This is a genomic window from Chloroflexota bacterium (genome assembly GCA_018829775.1).
Taxonomy (GTDB): domain Bacteria; phylum Chloroflexota; class Dehalococcoidia; order Dehalococcoidales; family RBG-16-60-22; genus E44-bin89.
In genome coordinates, this window is sequence record JAHJTL010000117.1 from 1 (window position 1) to 16,525 (window position 16,525).

A 16,525-nucleotide genomic window follows, 5' to 3' on the forward strand; every position below is an offset into this window, starting at 1 on the left:
CGGGAAGTCGCCATGGCTCTCAACATAGGTGGTTACAGGACTACCGGGACCCACGGCTCCAGGCCTTTTTCTAAGGATACCGTTAAAGATATGGTCACGAACCGGTTCTATATTGCCTATATCCCAGACGGTAATGGCGGGTGGCTCAAAGGTAAACATGAACCTTTCGTAAGCTCGGAACTATTTGAGAGAGTGCAAGACGAGAGGGCGAAGAGACGAACCAATATGAACAACAGGATAAGGACCGAAGCGACAACATATAGTTTGTCAGGGATTATTTGGTGTAGGCCTTGTAAGTCTAAGATACACATTCACCGGAACCGTCAAGGTAAGCCACGGGTCTATTGTGGCAGTAGGGCCGGAGGTCTTGGTTGTACGAGCAAGGGCACATTTCTTGAAGTGTACGAAGCTCAGATCCAGTGGTACCTGGAAAACTTTATTATACCGGAGGATTACAGGGAGAAGATTCTTGAAGCTCACAGGAAACTGGAAAAAGCCTATGGCGACACTGACGGGCAAAGAGCGAGGTTGGAAGCAGCCTTGGAAAGGCTAGGGGACCGGTATAATTGGGGGCATATCGCGAAGGAGAGATACCTGGCAGAATACGATGAAATCCAGAAGCAACTGAGGCAGTTCGTCCCGGAAGAAGACAAGGTTAAGAATCTTGATAAGTTTGCCCATTTCCTGGCGCACATCGCAGAGGCCTGGAAGGAGGGAACCCAGGAGCAGCGCAATAAGATGGCAAATGTGCTGTTTCAGGAAGTCTGGATAGAGGATAACAGGGTTGTAGCTGTCAAGCCGCGGGAGGAACTGAAACCCCTCTTCCAGCTATCGTATGAAGAGCATCTTGAAAAGTCTAACTGGCGACCCCGGCGGGATTTGAACCCGCGATCTCCACCGTGACAGGGTGGCATGTTAGACCGCTACACCACGGGGCCGTTGAACTTATCTTTACGAGGAAGATACAGATTTTTATTCCCTGTACTTAACTAGAGTGTAACAAAGGTGGTATACTGTGTCAAGCTGGCAAACTAGGCGGTGACAGGTGGTGGAGAACTGGCTGGAATACCTAGTTTGATAAAGCATTGTCGGTATCTGCCGTTTGTGGTATAATGTTCGAGAAAATTTTTTAGGTTGGAAAATGGCGACAAAGAAGAGTAGTAAAAAAGAAGAGGTAAAAACAGAAGAGAGACAGTTACGGGACTACGAACTGGTATTAGTGGTCAGCCCTGAAGGGGCAGAGGATGCCCTTGAGGCTGCGGTCAACAATGTAAACCAGTTTATTACCGGTAAAGGTGGCGTCATATCCGAGGAAGAACGGTGGGGTAAGCGAAAGCTGGCCTATCCAATTAATCGCCATCTGGAGGGCAATTACGTGCTAACGCGATGTAAAATGAGGCCCACTTGGGCTAAGGAGTTGGACGCAAACCTGAATATATCGGAGGAAATTCTACGGCACCTGTTGTTAAAGGTCGGTAGTTAAACTGGGGGGTTACCCTGACATCTCTGCAGAAGAGCAGGGATGAAAGGAGTGTCGGAGCCATGCCGAGTCTGAACAAAGTGACCATAATAGGGAATGTCGGTGGGGAACCGGAGATGCGGTTTACACCAAATGGAAAGCCCGTAACCTCGTTTGGTGTGGCCACCAACTGGGTATCGACGACTCCAGAGGGAGAGCGCAGACAGGAAACGGAGTGGTTCAACGTGGTGACCTGGAACAAGCTTGCCGAACAGTGCAACCAGTTCCTGGCCAAGGGCCGGTTGGTTTATGCTGAAGGCAGGCTACACACTCGTTCCTGGGAAGGACAGGACGGGCAGCAGCATTCCAGGGCAGAGATAATTGCCAATAAGGTGATATTCCTTGACCGTAGAGGGGTATCGCCACTACCTGAGGAAAAGCCGGAGGAAGGTGCTGGTGCTGGTGGCAAGGTAGAGGAAAGCGATGCCGCGGAACTGGAACCGGACGATATTCCATTTTAGATAAATGCAGTTGAAAGGGTTGTGAATGGCAGAAACGAGGGAAGCGCCTAGAAGCAGGAAGTGGACCAAACCAAGGTATGTACCCAAGCGCAAGGTATGTGCGTTCTGTGCGGACAAGACGCAGGTCATGGATTACAGGAAACCCGAGAAATTACTTTTTTTCATTACCGAGAGGGGAAAGATTGCGCCACGTCGTAAAAGCGGTACCTGTGCCAAGCATCAACGCATGCTGGCGAGGGAGATAAAGAGGGCTCGTCACCTGGCCCTATTGCCCCACGCACCGGTTCATATTCATGAGCTGGAAATGTCCCGTTGATTGGTGACGACGATAGATAACGATATTTCCGCTTGATTTCCCAGAATTAAAAAGGGACAAATTGGTATATTTATTAACGGTGAGTTGAAGTGCCAAAAAGGACGTATCAACCAAAGAGGATTCCGCGGAAGCGAGAGCACGGTTTCCGAGCGCGGGCAAGCACAAGGAGTGGACGCGCCGTTTTAAAAGCAAGACGACTGAAAGGACGTAAGAGATTAACGGTCGTGTAATGCTTGGCTAGCCAGTCATGTAAGGGGGGCGTGTGAAGTGAGGGGCAAGCAGTATCTGACGAAACCAGCGCAGTATGCGCTGGTCTACAATAAAGGCGATTCATGGACCAATAATTTGCTGGTGATGAAGACACTATCTAACGAACTTGCATCGTCCAGATACGGTTTTTCGGTTGGCCGCCGAGTAGGCAAGGCAGTGGTGAGAAATAGAGTGAAACGCTTGCTCCGTGAAATCCTGCGGTCGGCCTCTCTGCAAGCTGGATGGGATATCGTCTTCATTGCTCGCTCATATACGGCGGGTGTTGATTACGCTGGACTCGAAGTAGCCGTTAAGGATTTGCTGTCTCGGGCCGGTTTGCTGGTTGAAAATTATGAAAAAGTTAGCCTTAGGTCTAATTAGGCTTTATCAGATGACCCTATCTCAGGTCACGTTGCATTCCTGCCGATTTGCCCCTACCTGTTCTCAATACACATTTGAGGCTATTACCAGACACGGCCTGGTGAAGGGTATCTGGCTGGGAGCAAGACGTCTCTGTCGCTGTCATCCCCTGCATGAAGGGGGATATGACCCGATACCATGAGTAAAGAGGACGTTGATTCTCCATGTACAGGAAACAAGACGAGGAATAGGAAATAGTTGTTTAAGAAACGAACGATAAGTAAGGTGTTGCTTCTGGCAGTAATGCTCCTTATACTGGCCAGCGGGTTGGCTGTCCCCAGCTGCCAGCCGGCCAAAGGTATACCAAGGGGGTGGTCAGGGATTTACGTTGGCGATGACGCTCTCTTTCTGGGTTCAATGGAAGGCAAGCTGGTCGCCATCGATAAGTCCACCCAGCAGCGCCTCTGGCCGGATGTCCCGTTTAAACAGAAGCAGTCAAGCGGCTTTGGCTGTGGCCAGGGAGACCAGGCGGTGGCCATATACGGAACACCCGCGGTGGCGACGGAATTGGTCTACATTACCGGCTATAACGGCAAAATGTATGCCATAAACGTGGAGACCGGCGCGCTGCGCTGGGTGTATCCAAGGGAAGATGAACTCGACCCGATTGTTGGCGGCCCTGTGGCGGCAGGGGATAAAGTATATTTCGGCGGCTCTGATGGCAAGTTATATGCTCTCGATGCTGCAACCGGAGATGAACTCTGGATATTTGAAAAATCCGAAGGGAAGATATGGGGAACACCGGCGGTAAACGGTGAAACCCTGTATATCGGCTCATTTGATAAGAAGCTGTATGCGGTGAATGTGGCCGACGGCACCCTGAAGTGGCAGTTTGAAACGGAGGGGGCGATTGTCAGCACTCCACTGGTGTATGATGACATGGTTTATTTCGGTTCTTTCGACCGGCATCTGTATGCCCTGAGTGAGGCCGACGGCAGTCTGCGCTGGAAATACCAGGCCGATAACTGGTTCTGGTCACGTCCCCTGGCTGATAACGGTGTCATCTATGCCGGTTCGGTTGATGGAACAGTACATGCATTGACGGCTGATAAAGGTGAAAAAGTCGCCGTCTTTGACCTGGAAAGCCCGGTTAGTTCCTCGCCGGTTCTGGCCGATGGTAATGTAATTGTGGCGGTGGAGGCAGGCCAGGTGTACTCGTTAAATGTCAGTCCCAGGCAGAAAGAACAGCTGGTAAACCTGGAGGAAGAGATTTACGCGCCTCTGGCAACTGGCGATGGAGTTGTCTATATTCACAGCGCCGATGATACACTTCACGCAATGGATGCCGTGTCCGGAACAATACTGTGGATGATTAAATTGGAGAGCGAGTGAGGTAAGTTATCTTGGTTGGTGAAATCTGGGATTTAATCATACTGTCACCGATGATAAATGTCCTTATCGTCGTTTCTGGCGCTCTGTTCAATAATTTTGGCCTGTCAATAATAGCGCTGACCATTATTGTGCGGGGGATAACGATGCCGCTTACCCTCAAGCAAACCAGGTCAACCAAGGCGCTGCAGGAGCTGCAGCCGAAGATGTCCGAGCTGCAGCAGAAATTCGGCAAGGACAAGCAGAAGCTGGCACAGGAGCAGATGCGGCTTTATAAAGAGTCCGGCGTCAATCCCGCCGGCTGTCTGCTGCCCATGCTGGTCCAGCTGCCGGTCTGGATAGCGCTCTTCCAGTCGATAATCCGTGTTCTGGCGGTCGTACCGGAGGATTTCCTGAAGCTTTCCGGGCATCTATACTCTGCATGGCCGCAGGTCTTTTCTCTGGTGCCGCTCAACAGCAAATTCCTCTGGCTGGACCTGGCAGTACCGGACAGGTTCCTGATGCTGCCGATTCTGGTGGGCGGTACGATGTGGCTGTCGCAGAAAATGGTTACGCCGAGAACGGGCGACCCCAAGCAGCAGGCGCAGAGCACGATGATGTTGTGGGTGATGCCACTGATGTTCGCCTTCATCACCATGCAGTTCCCGAGTGGACTGGCACTCTACTGGGTGGTTTCCAATGTCATCCAGATCGGCATGCAGTACTTCATTACGGGTGGGTGGGGTGGATTATCCTCTCAGGCAGCCAAACCGGCGGGACGGGATAAAAGGTATCTGACGCGTATTACCATGGCGGAGGAAAAGGTGGGCGACTACACGGCAACTGATTCCGATATTGGAGCGGACGTTGGTGCTGACATCGCTGTGGCTGATATGGCACCGAAAGAAGGTACGGCGTCCGCCAAGTATCAACCGGGCCTGAGGGCAATGAAACGACATCCGAAGAAGAGCAAACGCCCCAAGCGAAGGTAATTAATGTAGGGTAATAGCTACAGATGAACGAGAACGAATCTGAAATTACTGAGGCAGCACGGGACATCCTGGAGACCTTGCTTGACCTGATGGATATTCCGGCTTCGGTGAATCCGGTACACGGGGCGCTGGTGGAAAGCACAGCCGAAGCACCAAGCTCCATAACTCTCAATGTAGAAGGTGATGACCTGGGAATCCTGATAGGGAGGAGGGGACAGACCCTCTCCTGCCTCCAGTATCTGGTGAGGATTATCATCGGTCAACAGAAGAAGGTATGGTTGCCGATTGTCATCGATGTTGAAGGCTACAAGCAACGTCGCTGCAACGCGCTTCAGACTATGGCCTTGAGGATTGCGGAGCAGGTAACGCAGAGGAAAGAACGATTTGCCCTGGAACCAATGCCTGCCTTTGACCGTCGAATCATCCATCTGGTGCTTTTTGACCATCCGGACGTGACCACGGAGAGCAGTGGAGAGGGTGAAGAACGGCGGGTGGTCATCATACCGAAAGAGCTGCCATCTAATTGACTTGCCTTCTGGACTGTGCTAACCTTTAGCCATAAAGGCTTTGACGGAGAAGAGTAGGGGAGATTACGGGCACCCAGCGAGTCTGGTGCAGTGGAAGCAGATGTGAACGCCTTCCTGAAAATCCCTCCTGAGCTGCCAACCGAACGGTCGTCAGGTGAATATTGACGCTCAGTAGACTTGGCCGGTGGCGTCAGCCGTTATCCGCGACGAGGGCATCAGAGGGTGCTTTTAAAGAGTGCCCCGAGCAATCGGGGAAATAGGGTGGTACCGCGGGTCGAAAATTCCCGTCCCTTAGGGACGGGTTTAGTATTTTATGGGGGTAAGAATATGTTCCGTCCGGTGAGCAGTAAGCTCGACCTGCCGCAGCTTGAGGAAAGGGTCCTCCACTGGTGGAAGGAAAATAAAATCTTTGAGCAGAGTGTGGAGAACCGGAAGGGCGGTCCGCGCTTCACTCTCTATGAAGGTCCGCCAACGGCCAACGGCAGTCCCGGAATTCACCACGTTCTTTCCCGCATTTTTAAAGATATCATCCCACGTCACAGGGCAATGAAAGGCTACTACACACCGCGCATTGGCGGCTGGGATACACACGGCCTTCCCGTGGAACTGGAAGTGGAAAGGGAGCTCGGCATTTCCAGCAAGACACAGATTGAGGAATACGGCATTGATAAATTCAACGCTCGCTGCCGGGAGAGCGTTTTCCGATACCTGAAAGACTGGAACGCGCTGACCGAGCGCATCGCCTACTGGTGTGACCTTGAGCACCCCTACGTCACCATGGAGAACGACTACATAGAGACCGCCTGGTGGGCGATAAAGCAGATGTGGGACAAAGGTCTGGTCTACCTGGGTTACAAGACGGCAGCTCATTGCCCTCGTTGTGGCACGTCATTAAGCTCGCATGAGGTGGCTCTTGGCTATGAAGAGGACACCGAAGACCCGTCAGCGTATATAAAGTTTAAGGTCGTTCCTTCGCCAATATCAGAATCTGAGGAGCAAAAGAGACTTTATGAACTCTCGCGAGATAAACCAACCTATTTACTTGCGTGGACAACCACGCCGTGGACTTTGCCGGGCAATACTGCCTTGGCGGTAGATGATGATGCTGACTATGTTGTAGTGGCGGTAAACGACGAGTATATAGTTTTGGCTTTGGCTCGACTGGAGCCAGTGGGGCTTGGTGATTGTGAAGTACTGGTAAGATTAAAGGGAAGCGATTTAGCCACCATAACTGGAGTAAATTATGAGCCGCTTTATAATCCTCACAAATTTAATGTAGAACGGAGGCGTTTAGAGTTCGTTAATGAAGCTGGCGTATCAGGAGCACCGCGGTTAAAATTACAGGAGCCGAAAGAAAACTTAACCTATAAAGTAATCGCTGCTGATTTCGTGTCACTGGATGAGGGAACTGGAATCGTACATATGGCCCCTGCTTTTGGTGAGGTTGACTTTGAAGTTGGAATGCATCCTGATTATTGCCTAGATTTTGTCCAGCCGGTAGATTTGCAGGGCAATATAACCGGGAATTATTCGTTTTCCGGCAAGTTTGTTAAAGATGCTGACCCACTGGTGATAAAGGAGCTGAAAGAGAAGGGATTGCTTTACCGCAGTGAGACCATCCGGCATACCTATCCCTTCTGCTGGCGTTGCAGTACACCCCTCCTCTACTACGTCAAAGAGAGTTGGTATATCAAAACCACCGCGGTGAAAGACCGCCTCATTTCCGGCAATGACGAGATAAACTGGTATCCCGAGCATATCAAGTACGGTCGCTTTGGCGACTGGCTGGAGAACAATGTCGACTGGGCATTCTCCCGCGAGCGCTACTGGGGCACGCCGCTGCCCATCTGGCGCTGTGAATCATGCGATTATCGGGAGTGTGTTGGCGGCGTTGATGATTTGAAAGGAAAATCCGGTTTCGGCGGCCTGAAAGAGCCGCTAGACCTGCACCGCCCTTACGTTGATGAGATGACCTATGACTGCCCGCAGTGCGGTGCTACCATGCGGCGCGTGCCCGAGGTCATAGACTGCTGGTTTGATTCCGGCGCGATGCCGGTGGCCCAGGTACACTACCCGTTTGAGAATGAGACGCTGCTCGAGGACGGGCGCTTCCCGGCGGACTACATCTGCGAGGCGGTTGACCAGACGCGAGGCTGGTTCTACAGCCTGCATGCCATCTCCACCTTGCTGTTCAATCGACCCTGCTTCCTGAACTGCATCTGTCTGGGGCATATCCTGGATGCCAAGGGAGAGAAGATGAGCAAAGCCAAGGGCAATGTCATTGAGCCGTCCGCGGTGATTGATAAGTATGGTGCGGATGCCCTCCGCTGGTATTTCTTCACCTCCTCGCCGCCCGGAAATGTGCGCCGTTTCAGCGCCGATATGGTGTCGGAGGTTACCCGTCGCTTTCTCCTGACCCTGTGGAACACCTATTCCTTCTTTATCAATTATGCCAACATCGACCGGTTCACGCCGGGTGCAGAAGGAATCCTCTCCCATTCCGAGCTTGACCACTGGATTATCTCCGAGCTTAACCAGCTTGTGGCGGATGTTGACAACGGGCTGGAACACTACGACCCCAACGGGGCGGGGAGAAAGATAGAGGGCTTTGTTGATGACCTTTCGAACTGGTACGTGCGGCGGAGTCGAAGGCGTTTCTGGAAGAGCGAGAGCGACGCTGATAAACTGGCTGCCTACACGACGCTCTACCAGTGCCTGGTGACGCTGTCCAAACTGCTTGCCCCGTTCATACCCTTTGTCGCCGAGGAGATGTACCGGAATTTAGTGTGCTCAGTGTTTCCGGACCAGCCGGAAAGCGTGCACCTGGCCGATTTCCCAGTGACAGATATGGATAAAATTGACAAGCACCTGGCCGCTGATATTCGTCTCATTATGCGGGTATCCAGCCTGGGCCGGGCCGCCCGCAGCGAGGCCGGAATCAAGGTGCGCCAGCCACTGTCCCGGCTCCTGGTCAAGGTTGCCTCCGAGCGACATAAGCGGGCGCTCAAGCACCTCGCCCCACAGGTTCTGGAAGAGGTCAACGTGAAAGCGCTCGACGTGGTTGATGATATGCCGGTGACGAAGCATAAAGATTGGCCTCTCGCCTCCGAAGGTGACTTGATGGTAATGCTGGATACCGATATTACACCGGAGCTGGCGGCAGAAGGGATGGCGCGGGAAATCGTGCGCCGTCTGCAGATGATGCGACGCTCCGCTGGCTTTGAGATAGCCGACCACATCGCCACCTACTATCAGGGGGATGAGTATATAAAGCGCGTGATGGCCGATTCTGCCGATTACATCAAGCAGGAAACACTTTCCGAACAGCTTGTAGACAGTGCTCCAGGAGAAGGAGCTTATGCGGAGAGCTTTAAACTGGAGGGCCACGAGCTACTTATCGGAGTCAAAAAGCTGAATTAGCGCGGTGGGCTCTCGATTGGTATCACTTCCGTAGTATATTCAGACTGGTCACGCCAGTAAGTTACGGGTACTGCCTGTCCGATTTCAGACAGGTGAATCGCCCTTATCATATCTTCTGCAGTGGCGATTTCTTCATCAGCAAAGCGGGTAATCACATCTCCGGGTTTAAGTCCGGCTTTATCGGCAGGGCTGCCCTGAACCACCTGGGTTATCAGGACGCCGCTTTCTACTCCCAGCTCATACCTGGCGACGGCAAACTGGCCCACGGTGTAAAGCACAATCCCCAGCCACGGGCGAATAACGTAGCCATTGGTTACCAGTTCCTCGATGATGGGAATGGCCGTTTCCGTGCTGATAGCGTAGCCCATGCCTTCAACGCCAACGGTGGCGATTTTGGCGCTGGTGATGCCAATTACCTCTCCGGCGAGGTTAACCAGCGGTCCGCCGCTATTGCCGGGATTGATGGCAGCCGTTGTCTCGATGAGGTCGTACAGGGTCTGCCCCGGTGCCACCTGTATAGAAACATCCTGACGACTGATTATGCCTTCGGTGGCCCGTATCCCCTGGCCCAGCGCGTTGCCGATGGCAACCACCCACTCCCCAACCCGCAATGCGTTGGAATCGCCAACTGCTACCGCGGGCAGGTTCTGGGCATCGATTTGGATGATGGCCAGGTCATTCAGGCTATCGGTGAAGACGGCGCTCTGGTCAACGGTATAAGTGCTGCCATCGTACATGGTAACCGTGATGCTGCTGGCACCTTCAACCACGTGGTTGTTGGTCACAATTATACCGTCCTCGTCCAGAATCCACCCTGAGCCGGCCCCCTGCTGGGTAAAAGGCCGATTGAAAAAATCAAAGGAAACTACTTCGGTGGTGATAGCGACAACCGATGGTTTCACCTTGGTAACGACATCGGCGATGTTGGGTAGTGCCAGGGAAGCGTTTTCCGATGGTGTGGTAGGCGGCGGTGTCCAGGTGGGGTTTATCGGTTCGGGTGGCTGTGCCGGTGCCGGGGCTGGTGGCGGGCTTGGCGCCGGTACTGGCGTTATTTCCACCTGGGGTATGGCACACCCGACGCTCAATACCAGTACCAAGATGGTAATTAAAAGCGTTAGTATAAAGTTGGCTTTTCTTCGTCCCATTATAATTAAAATTGTAACACAGTCAAAAAAACGGGACAACTGGGGGGCTGGGTCAACCCAGCCCCCCAGTTTAAAGAATCTAGGCAGATACCTTGGGCAGGTGCTTCAGCGCCTCCTTCACCTTTTCCTCAGGGTACGCGTAGTCCTGCATCCTGCCGGAAAGGTACTCATCGTAGGCAGCCAGGTCAAAGTGCCCGTGACCGCTGTGCGCAATCAGGATGGTTTTTGCTTCCCCTGACTCCTTGCATTTCAGGGCTTCGTCTATAGCAACCCTGAGGTCATGGCAAGGTTCCGGTCCGGTGATGATGCCTTCGGTACGGGCAAACTGCACGCCAGCCTCAAAGACGGCCTTTTGATGCTCGGCTCTAGCCTCGATTAAGCCCAGTTTGTAAAGGTGGCTGACGATGGGGGCCATGCCGTGATAGCGCAGTCCCCCAGCGTGCACTGGAGGTGGCACAAAGGTATGTCCCAGAGTGTACATCTTCAGTATGGGAGCCATGCCCGCGGTATCCCCGTAGTCCCAGGTATAGGGCCCCTTGGTCAGGGTGGGGCAGGCTTCAGGCTCAACGCAGATAATGCGCAGGTCCGGCTTCTTGCCGCTGAACTTGTCCCGAATCCAGGGCAGGAACTGTCCGGCGAAATTGGAGCCGCCTCCGACACAGCCGACGATGATATCCGGATAGGCATCGGCCATCTCCATTTGCAACCGTGTTTCTTCGCCGATGATGGTCTGGTGAAGCAGGACATGGTTGACGACACTGCCGATGGAATAATTGGTGTCATCGTGGGTGGCGGCATCCTCTATGGCTTCGCTGATGGCGATTCCCAGGCTACCGGGAGAATCGGGATTCTCGGCCAGTATATCACGCCCGGCTTTGGTATCCTGGCTGGGACTGGGCACGCACTTGGCTCCCCAGGTCTCCATCAGGATACGGCGGTAGGGCTTCTGGTCGTAGCTTACCTTGACCATGTAAACCTTACATTCAATGCCGAAGAACGCGCAGCCCATCGCCAGGGCGCTGCCCCATTGTCCGGCACCGGTCTCCGTGGTCAGCCGTTTAACGCCTTCCTTCATGTTATAGTAGGCCTGAGCGACGGCGGTATTCGGCTTGTGGCTGCCCGCCTGACTGGTCCCTTCGTATTTGAAGAAAATTTTGGCCGGCGTATCCAGAGCTTTCTCCAGTCGGTGCGCCCGGTGCAGGTGGGTTGGCCTCCAGGTACGGTATATAGCCTGTACCTCCTCCGGGATTTCAATGTAGCGCTCCGGGCTGAACTCCTGCATGATTATGCCCATAGGGAAGATTGGAGCCAGGTCGTCAGGGGTTACCGGTTTGCCTGTGCCGGGATGAAGCTCGGGTGGCAATGGCTCTGGTAAATCGGGGAGCACGTTGTACCATTTCGTTGGCATGTCTTTTTCATCGAGCATAAATTTGGTTCTCTCCATTGTTTTCTCCTTTCTTATATATTTTGTGACGTTTTTGCCTGTTAAATCGTTATTTGGCCCCGGAGGGCCACCTCCAAGACATCGTTGCCATGGCAATTACCCCCTTTTATGCTATCAGGTAATAAAAAAGCCCCCACCCTGGAAGGGGCGGGGGCTGCTTCCGCGGTGCCACCCTTCTTCGGTCAAGGATTATAAGAAATGTGCGACCATCTCACTCAGGTACAGCCCTTCCTGGAAGGGCGATACCCCGGGATACGATAACGCTTCCCCTGCGTCAAGGCCTACTCACGATTACCGCTTTCGGTTTGCGGCTCCCAGGTCCATTCCGCTCCGGCGCTGGCATCGGCTCTCAGCTTACCCGACTCTCTGCGCCCCGCTCTGGAACCTACTAGTCCTGTTCACAGCCTTTGCGTGATTATTTTTGGTAAGTTTAACAGCAGGCTGTACGTTTGTCAAGTACCCACATCCGATATTGCTGCCTCTTAAGCTGTATGCTATACTGTTAAACGACATATTTAATTCCAGACGGGAAAAGGGGGGGAAATTTGCCGGATACGACGACCATTAAGCAACTGCTGGAAGCGGGTGCTCACTTCGGGCATCAGACGGGGCGGTGGCATCCCCGTATGAAGAACTACATCTTTACCAAGCGCAATGGTATTCACATCATTGACCTGGAAAAGACGGCAAGCATGCTGGACAAGGCCTGTGAGTATGTCCGGGAACTGGCTGCTGGAGGCAGCACTATCCTGTTTGTCGGCACCAAGAAGCAGGCTCAGGAGTCAATTGTGGAGGAGGCGCAGCGCTGCAGAATGCCGTACATAGACCAGCGCTGGCTGGGCGGGATGTTGACCAACTTCACCACCATACAGGCACGCATCGACCACCTGGTACGCCTTGAAGACCAGCAGTCCAGAGGAGAGTTCGGTCGCCTTACCAAAAAAGAAATCATGAAAATCAATGAGGAAATCGACAAACTCAACAAGCAGATGGGCGGTATCAAGGAAATGACCAGCCTGCCCAGCGCGCTTTTTATTGTTGACCCGACCAAAGAAGATATCGCGCTCGCTGAGGCCAAAAGAATGGGAATACCGGTGGTGGGCATTGTGGACACCAATTGTAACCCCGACACGATAGACCATCCGATACCGGCGAATGATGACGCGATTCGTGCCATAAAGCTGATATGCGTCAAGATTGCTGATGCCGTTCTGGAGGGCAAAGCTGGTATTGCTGAAATATCAATGGAGGCAGCGGAGCTGGAGGGGGCAGAGGAAGCCGAAGCACTGGAGACGATGGAGCCGCTTATCTTCACTCCGGAAGAGGAATAAGGAGGACGGCTTTTGGAAATATCGATAGACAGGATTAAGGAGTTGCGGAACCAGTGTGGTGCTGGAATTATGGAGTGCCGGAATGCTCTGCGTGAAGGGGAAGGAGACCTGGAAAAGGCACTCCAGATTTTAAAAGAAAGAGGACTGCTCAAAGCAGAGAAAAAAGCCAGCCGTACCACCGCGCAGGGGTTAATTGAAGGCTATATCCACACCGGGGGTCAGATCGGAGCACTGGTTGAAGTGAACTGTGAGACCGACTTCGTGGCACGCACCGATGAATTCAAAGAACTGGCGCATGACCTGGCCATGCAGGTCGCGGCACTCTCACCGCAGTATATATCGGAGGAAGAGCTCCCCGAGGGAGCAGATATTGAGCCTCAGGCTGTCTGCCTGCTGCAGCAGCCGTACATCAGAGACCCCGGAAGGATAGTCCGTGATGTAATCGTTGAAGTCATTGCCAAGGTAGGTGAAAATATCAGGGTAAGCCGCTTTACCAGGTTTGAATTAGGCGTGAGGGACGAGGAGAATGGCTGAGACCAAGTACAAACGAGTACTCCTCAAGCTCAGTGGTGAGTCCTTTGCCGGAGAGAGTAAGTTCGGCATTGATATCGCTACCCTTACCAAAGTAGCCAAACAGATCAAGAACGTGATGGAAATGGGGGTGGCGGTCGCTATTGTCGTTGGTGGGGGCAACATCTGGCGTGGCGATGAGGCTGAGGCAAGTGGCATCGACCGGGTAACCGCGGACTATGCCGGAATGCTGGCCACCGTCATCAACGCCCTGGCACTGCAGGACATACTGGAGAGAGAGGGCGTCAACACCCGTACGCAGTCGGCCATTGGCATTAATCAGGTGGCTGAACCCTATATCAGGCGTCGCGCCGTCCGCCATCTGGAAAAAGGCAGGGTGGTCATCTTTGCCGGCGGTACGGGGAATCCCTATATGACCACAGATACCGCAGCGGCACTGCGGGCTATCGAGATTGACGCCGAAGTCCTGCTCATGACGAAGAACAAAGTAGACGGCATTTACAGTGCTGACCCAATCAAGAAACCGGATGCGAAAAAGTTCGAGCGTCTCACGCACCTGGAGGCATTGAACCTTCGCCTGGAGGTAATGGATGCCACCGCGCTCTCCTTATGTCTGGAGAATAAACTGCCCATCATTGTCTTTGACCTTCAGGCTCCCCACAGTATGGAAAAGGCGGTAAGAGGCGAGTCGATTGGCACTCTGGTATCAGGCGGGTAAGGCTAAATGGTCAGTGATGAATTACAGAAAATAGAGGGAAGGATGCAGGCGTCCGTCAGTGGCCTGCGGAAAGAGCTGGCGACACTGCGTACCGGACGTGCCACCCCGGCGCTGGTCGAGCACATCAGGGTGGACTACGCTGGCGTACCCACACCCCTCAATCAGATTGCTGGTATTTCCGTGCCCGAGGCCAGCCTCCTCATCATTCAACCCTGGGACAAGAGCAGTATCCGTGAGATTGAAAAGGCCATCCTGAAATCCGACCTCGGTTTCAATCCGACCAATGATGGGAACGTTGTCAGGATAAGTATCCCGCCCCTTTCCGAGGAAAGGCGACAGGAGTTGATAAGGGTAGTGTGGAAAAGGATCGAGGAGAGAAAGATAGCGGTTCGTAATCTGAGGCACGAGGTTATGAATGACCTGAAGACTATAGAGAAGAATAAAGAAATATCTGAGGATGAGCATAAAAGAGCTCTCGGTCAGCTGCAAAAGCTCACCGATTCTCACATCGCAGAAATTGACCAGACCGGGCGGGATAAGGAAAAAGAACTTCTGGAAGCATAGTCCGCCGAACTATACGTACTGAAGAAAAGACGGGTCAATGATATCAATCAGGAAGCAAATAGAACGATTGCCAATTCATATTGCCATTGTACCCGATGGGAATGGACGCTGGGCGGAGAAGCGCGGGCTGTCCCGGCTGGCCGGACATCAGGCTGGCGTGAAAAAGATGCGCTCCCTGATTGAATACCTTAATGACCTGCAGATAAAATACGTTACCCTTTATGGGTTCTCCACCGAGAACTGGGGTCGTCCTAAGGATGAAATCAAGGGATTATTCCGCATTCTGGTGGAGAGGATTGACCAGGATGTACCCAAGCTGCACAAGAGGGGCGTGAGGGTTCGCCACCTCGGGCGACCTGGAGAGCTGCCTGACTGGCTGCAGAGTTCGGTTAAGCGTGCGGAAGAACTCACCAAGGACAATACCGGATTGACGCTGAGTCTGGCCTTCAACTACGGCGGGCATATTGAAATCATAGACGCGGTTCGCCGCATCATCGCGGAAGGCATCCCGCCGGAAAAGATAGACGAGAAACTGTTCAGCAACTATCTGTATACGGCCGGTATTCCAGACGTTGACCTTTTGATAAGAACCGGTGACGAACTGCGCCTCAGCAACTTCCTGCTATGGCAGACCGCCTATAGCGAATACTACTTCACCGATGTTCTCTGGCCCGATTTCACCAAAGAGGACATGGACAAGGCGCTGATTGACTACAGCCAGCGGGAACGGCGCTTCGGTGCGCTGTAAATATAAGGCATGCTCAAGAAAAGACTCATAACCGCACTGTTAGGTCTCCCCCTCCTTATTGTCGTAGTCTGGTTTGATAAACCTCTGCCCTGGTTCACTGTCTTTATTGCCATCTGGGGATTGCTGGCCGCTTACGAGTTCTACCGGCTGGTGGGCGTTTCCGGCATCTATTCGCTGACCGTCTTCGGGCTGCTCTTTACATTTCTGATAATAATAAGCCCTCACTGCCCATCCCCATTTGCCGCCCCGCTGCTGGTGACGCTGGCCGTGGTGCTGCCGCTCATCTGGCTGGTGCTGCGCCAGCGCGTCGAGGGAGCTTTTACCGGCTGGGCATGGATGGTGGCGGGGTTTCTCTACGTCGGCTGGATGCTGAGCTTCCTGATTGATTTGCGACTTGAAGCGGGCAGAAACTGGGTGTTATTCGCTTTTTTCACCACCTTCGGCTCCGATAGCGCCGCATACTTCATCGGTCGGGTGCTGGGCCGACACCGCCTCGCCCCTCGTATAAGCCCGCAAAAGTCGTGGGAGGGGGCGATTGGAGGGATGCTGGGGGCGGCGGCAGTGAGCCTGCTCTTCACGCTGTCAACACCTTTACATATAACGCTGAGCATCGGGCAGGGGATTGTCCTGGCGCTGTTGGTAAGCATTTTCGGGCAGATTGGCGATTTGGCCGAGTCCCTGCTCAAACGTAATACCGGTGTAAAAGAGTCGGGCACTTCAATTCCAGGACATGGCGGTTTTCTGGACCGGATGGACAGCGCTGTCTTCGCCGGCGTTACCGTATATTTATACTATACATTCGCCATTCTATAACTGCAGCTGGAAGTTAACA

Annotated in this window: 19 protein-coding genes, 1 tRNA gene and 1 other annotated feature; of the genes, 17 read left to right on the forward strand and 3 right to left on the reverse strand. The window is 53.2% G+C overall.

Going from position 1 to position 16,525, the window contains the following annotated elements:
• A partial coding sequence (locus KKD83_11385) for a recombinase family protein (GenBank protein ID MBU2536744.1) occupies positions 1-903 on the forward strand: 903 nt, incomplete at its 5' end.
• On the opposite strand, the gene KKD83_11390 is transcribed toward KKD83_11385, so the two are convergent.
• A tRNA-Asp gene (locus tag KKD83_11390) sits at positions 862-938 on the reverse strand. The two genes, KKD83_11385 and KKD83_11390, sit on opposite strands and share 42 nt — an antisense overlap.
• Before the next feature lie 203 nt (positions 939-1,141).
• Between KKD83_11390 and rpsF the strand changes: the two genes are divergently transcribed.
• The 10 genes from rpsF (at position 1,142) to ileS (ending at position 9,212) form a co-directional block, all read left to right on the forward strand.
• Entirely contained in the window at positions 1,142-1,483 is a 342-nt protein-coding gene (gene rpsF, locus KKD83_11395; GenBank protein ID MBU2536745.1) for a 30S ribosomal protein S6, read from the forward strand.
• A gap of 59 nt (positions 1,484-1,542) precedes the next feature.
• On the forward strand, positions 1,543-1,980 hold the full coding sequence (gene ssb / locus KKD83_11400; GenBank protein MBU2536746.1) for a single-stranded DNA-binding protein: 438 nt from the start codon (positions 1,543-1,545) through the stop codon (positions 1,978-1,980).
• 25 nt (positions 1,981-2,005) lie between these two features.
• A complete protein-coding gene (gene rpsR / locus KKD83_11405; protein MBU2536747.1) occupies positions 2,006-2,296 on the forward strand; it encodes a 30S ribosomal protein S18 in 291 nt (96 codons plus the stop codon).
• A gap of 89 nt (positions 2,297-2,385) precedes the next feature.
• The gene (gene rpmH / locus KKD83_11410; protein ID MBU2536748.1) at positions 2,386-2,526 is read left to right on the forward strand and encodes a 50S ribosomal protein L34; all 141 of its coding nucleotides are present in this window, start codon (positions 2,386-2,388) and stop codon (positions 2,524-2,526) included.
• Positions 2,527-2,563: 37 nt separating this feature from the next.
• Positions 2,564-2,926, forward strand: coding sequence for a ribonuclease P protein component (rnpA, locus tag KKD83_11415; GenBank protein MBU2536749.1), 363 nt, complete (start codon positions 2,564-2,566; stop codon positions 2,924-2,926).
• The gene (gene yidD / locus KKD83_11420; protein ID MBU2536750.1) at positions 2,898-3,107 is read left to right on the forward strand and encodes a membrane protein insertion efficiency factor YidD; all 210 of its coding nucleotides are present in this window, start codon (positions 2,898-2,900) and stop codon (positions 3,105-3,107) included. Before rnpA ends, yidD begins: the two co-directional genes overlap by 29 nt.
• 56 nt (positions 3,108-3,163) lie before the next feature.
• Positions 3,164-4,297 (forward strand): PQQ-binding-like beta-propeller repeat protein, encoded by a 1,134-nt coding sequence (locus tag KKD83_11425; protein ID MBU2536751.1) that lies wholly within the window; start codon positions 3,164-3,166, stop codon positions 4,295-4,297.
• 11 nt (positions 4,298-4,308) lie between these two features.
• Positions 4,309-5,265, forward strand: a complete 957-nt coding sequence (locus KKD83_11430; protein MBU2536752.1) for a YidC/Oxa1 family membrane protein insertase — start codon at positions 4,309-4,311, stop codon at positions 5,263-5,265.
• 23 nt (positions 5,266-5,288) lie between these two features.
• Positions 5,289-5,792 carry a KH domain-containing protein gene (locus tag KKD83_11435; protein ID MBU2536753.1) on the forward strand — a complete coding sequence of 168 codons (504 nt, stop codon included), beginning with the start codon at positions 5,289-5,291 and terminating at the stop codon, positions 5,790-5,792.
• Positions 5,793-5,823: 31 nt separating this feature from the next.
• Positions 5,824-6,087, forward strand: a binding site (T-box leader).
• Between the two features lie 32 nt (positions 6,088-6,119).
• The gene (gene ileS, locus KKD83_11440; GenBank protein ID MBU2536754.1) at positions 6,120-9,212 is read left to right on the forward strand and encodes an isoleucine--tRNA ligase; all 3,093 of its coding nucleotides are present in this window, start codon (positions 6,120-6,122) and stop codon (positions 9,210-9,212) included.
• Here ileS and KKD83_11445 read toward each other — a convergent pair.
• Positions 9,209-10,357: a trypsin-like peptidase domain-containing protein gene (locus KKD83_11445; GenBank protein MBU2536755.1), complete on the reverse strand. Its 1,149-nt coding sequence runs from the start codon at positions 10,355-10,357 to the stop codon at positions 9,209-9,211. The two genes, ileS and KKD83_11445, sit on opposite strands and share 4 nt — an antisense overlap.
• Before the next feature lie 79 nt (positions 10,358-10,436).
• Positions 10,437-11,801, reverse strand: coding sequence for a TrpB-like pyridoxal phosphate-dependent enzyme (locus KKD83_11450; protein ID MBU2536756.1), 1,365 nt, complete (start codon positions 11,799-11,801; stop codon positions 10,437-10,439).
• 545 nt (positions 11,802-12,346) lie between these two features.
• On the opposite strand from KKD83_11450, the gene rpsB reads away from it, so the two are divergent.
• Genes rpsB through KKD83_11480 form a run of 6 tightly spaced genes read left to right on the forward strand, consistent with a single transcriptional unit; the run spans position 12,347 to position 16,506 of the window.
• Complete coding sequence (rpsB, locus tag KKD83_11455) at positions 12,347-13,132, forward strand: 30S ribosomal protein S2 (protein MBU2536757.1); 786 nt, start codon at positions 12,347-12,349, stop codon at positions 13,130-13,132.
• Between the two features lie 12 nt (positions 13,133-13,144).
• Complete coding sequence (gene tsf, locus KKD83_11460; protein MBU2536758.1) at positions 13,145-13,666, forward strand: translation elongation factor Ts; 522 nt, start codon at positions 13,145-13,147, stop codon at positions 13,664-13,666.
• The gene (gene pyrH / locus KKD83_11465; GenBank protein ID MBU2536759.1) at positions 13,659-14,381 is read left to right on the forward strand and encodes a UMP kinase; all 723 of its coding nucleotides are present in this window, start codon (positions 13,659-13,661) and stop codon (positions 14,379-14,381) included. Before tsf ends, pyrH begins: the two co-directional genes overlap by 8 nt.
• 6 nt (positions 14,382-14,387) lie before the next feature.
• Positions 14,388-14,945 carry a ribosome recycling factor gene (gene frr / locus KKD83_11470; protein ID MBU2536760.1) on the forward strand — a complete coding sequence of 186 codons (558 nt, stop codon included), beginning with the start codon at positions 14,388-14,390 and terminating at the stop codon, positions 14,943-14,945.
• Between the two features lie 37 nt (positions 14,946-14,982).
• Positions 14,983-15,693, forward strand: a complete 711-nt coding sequence (gene uppS / locus KKD83_11475) for a di-trans,poly-cis-decaprenylcistransferase (protein ID MBU2536761.1) — start codon at positions 14,983-14,985, stop codon at positions 15,691-15,693.
• A gap of 9 nt (positions 15,694-15,702) precedes the next feature.
• Positions 15,703-16,506 carry a phosphatidate cytidylyltransferase gene (locus KKD83_11480; GenBank protein MBU2536762.1) on the forward strand — a complete coding sequence of 268 codons (804 nt, stop codon included), beginning with the start codon at positions 15,703-15,705 and terminating at the stop codon, positions 16,504-16,506.
• Positions 16,507-16,525: the final 19 nt, after the last annotated feature.

Bases quoted from the DNA above. Each gene is read 5' to 3' on its own strand.
- pyrH (MBU2536759.1), top strand. From the start codon at position 13,659: ATGGCTGAGACCAAGTACAAACGAGTACTCCTCAAGCTCAGTGGTGAG.
- KKD83_11450 (MBU2536756.1), bottom strand. From the start codon at position 11,801: ATGGAGAGAACCAAATTTATGCTCGATGAAAAAGACATGCCAACGAAA.
- KKD83_11445 (MBU2536755.1), bottom strand. From the start codon at position 10,357: ATGGGACGAAGAAAAGCCAACTTTATACTAACGCTTTTAATTACCATC.
- uppS (MBU2536761.1), top strand. From the start codon at position 14,983: ATGATATCAATCAGGAAGCAAATAGAACGATTGCCAATTCATATTGCC.
- KKD83_11435 (MBU2536753.1), top strand. From the start codon at position 5,289: ATGAACGAGAACGAATCTGAAATTACTGAGGCAGCACGGGACATCCTG.
- ssb (MBU2536746.1), top strand. From the start codon at position 1,543: ATGCCGAGTCTGAACAAAGTGACCATAATAGGGAATGTCGGTGGGGAA.
- yidD (MBU2536750.1), top strand. From the start codon at position 2,898: ATGAAAAAGTTAGCCTTAGGTCTAATTAGGCTTTATCAGATGACCCTA.
- ileS (MBU2536754.1), top strand. From the start codon at position 6,120: ATGTTCCGTCCGGTGAGCAGTAAGCTCGACCTGCCGCAGCTTGAGGAA.
- KKD83_11480 (MBU2536762.1), top strand. From the start codon at position 15,703: ATGCTCAAGAAAAGACTCATAACCGCACTGTTAGGTCTCCCCCTCCTT.
- rpsR (MBU2536747.1), top strand. From the start codon at position 2,006: ATGGCAGAAACGAGGGAAGCGCCTAGAAGCAGGAAGTGGACCAAACCA.
- rpsF (MBU2536745.1), top strand. From the start codon at position 1,142: ATGGCGACAAAGAAGAGTAGTAAAAAAGAAGAGGTAAAAACAGAAGAG.
- frr (MBU2536760.1), top strand. From the start codon at position 14,388: ATGGTCAGTGATGAATTACAGAAAATAGAGGGAAGGATGCAGGCGTCC.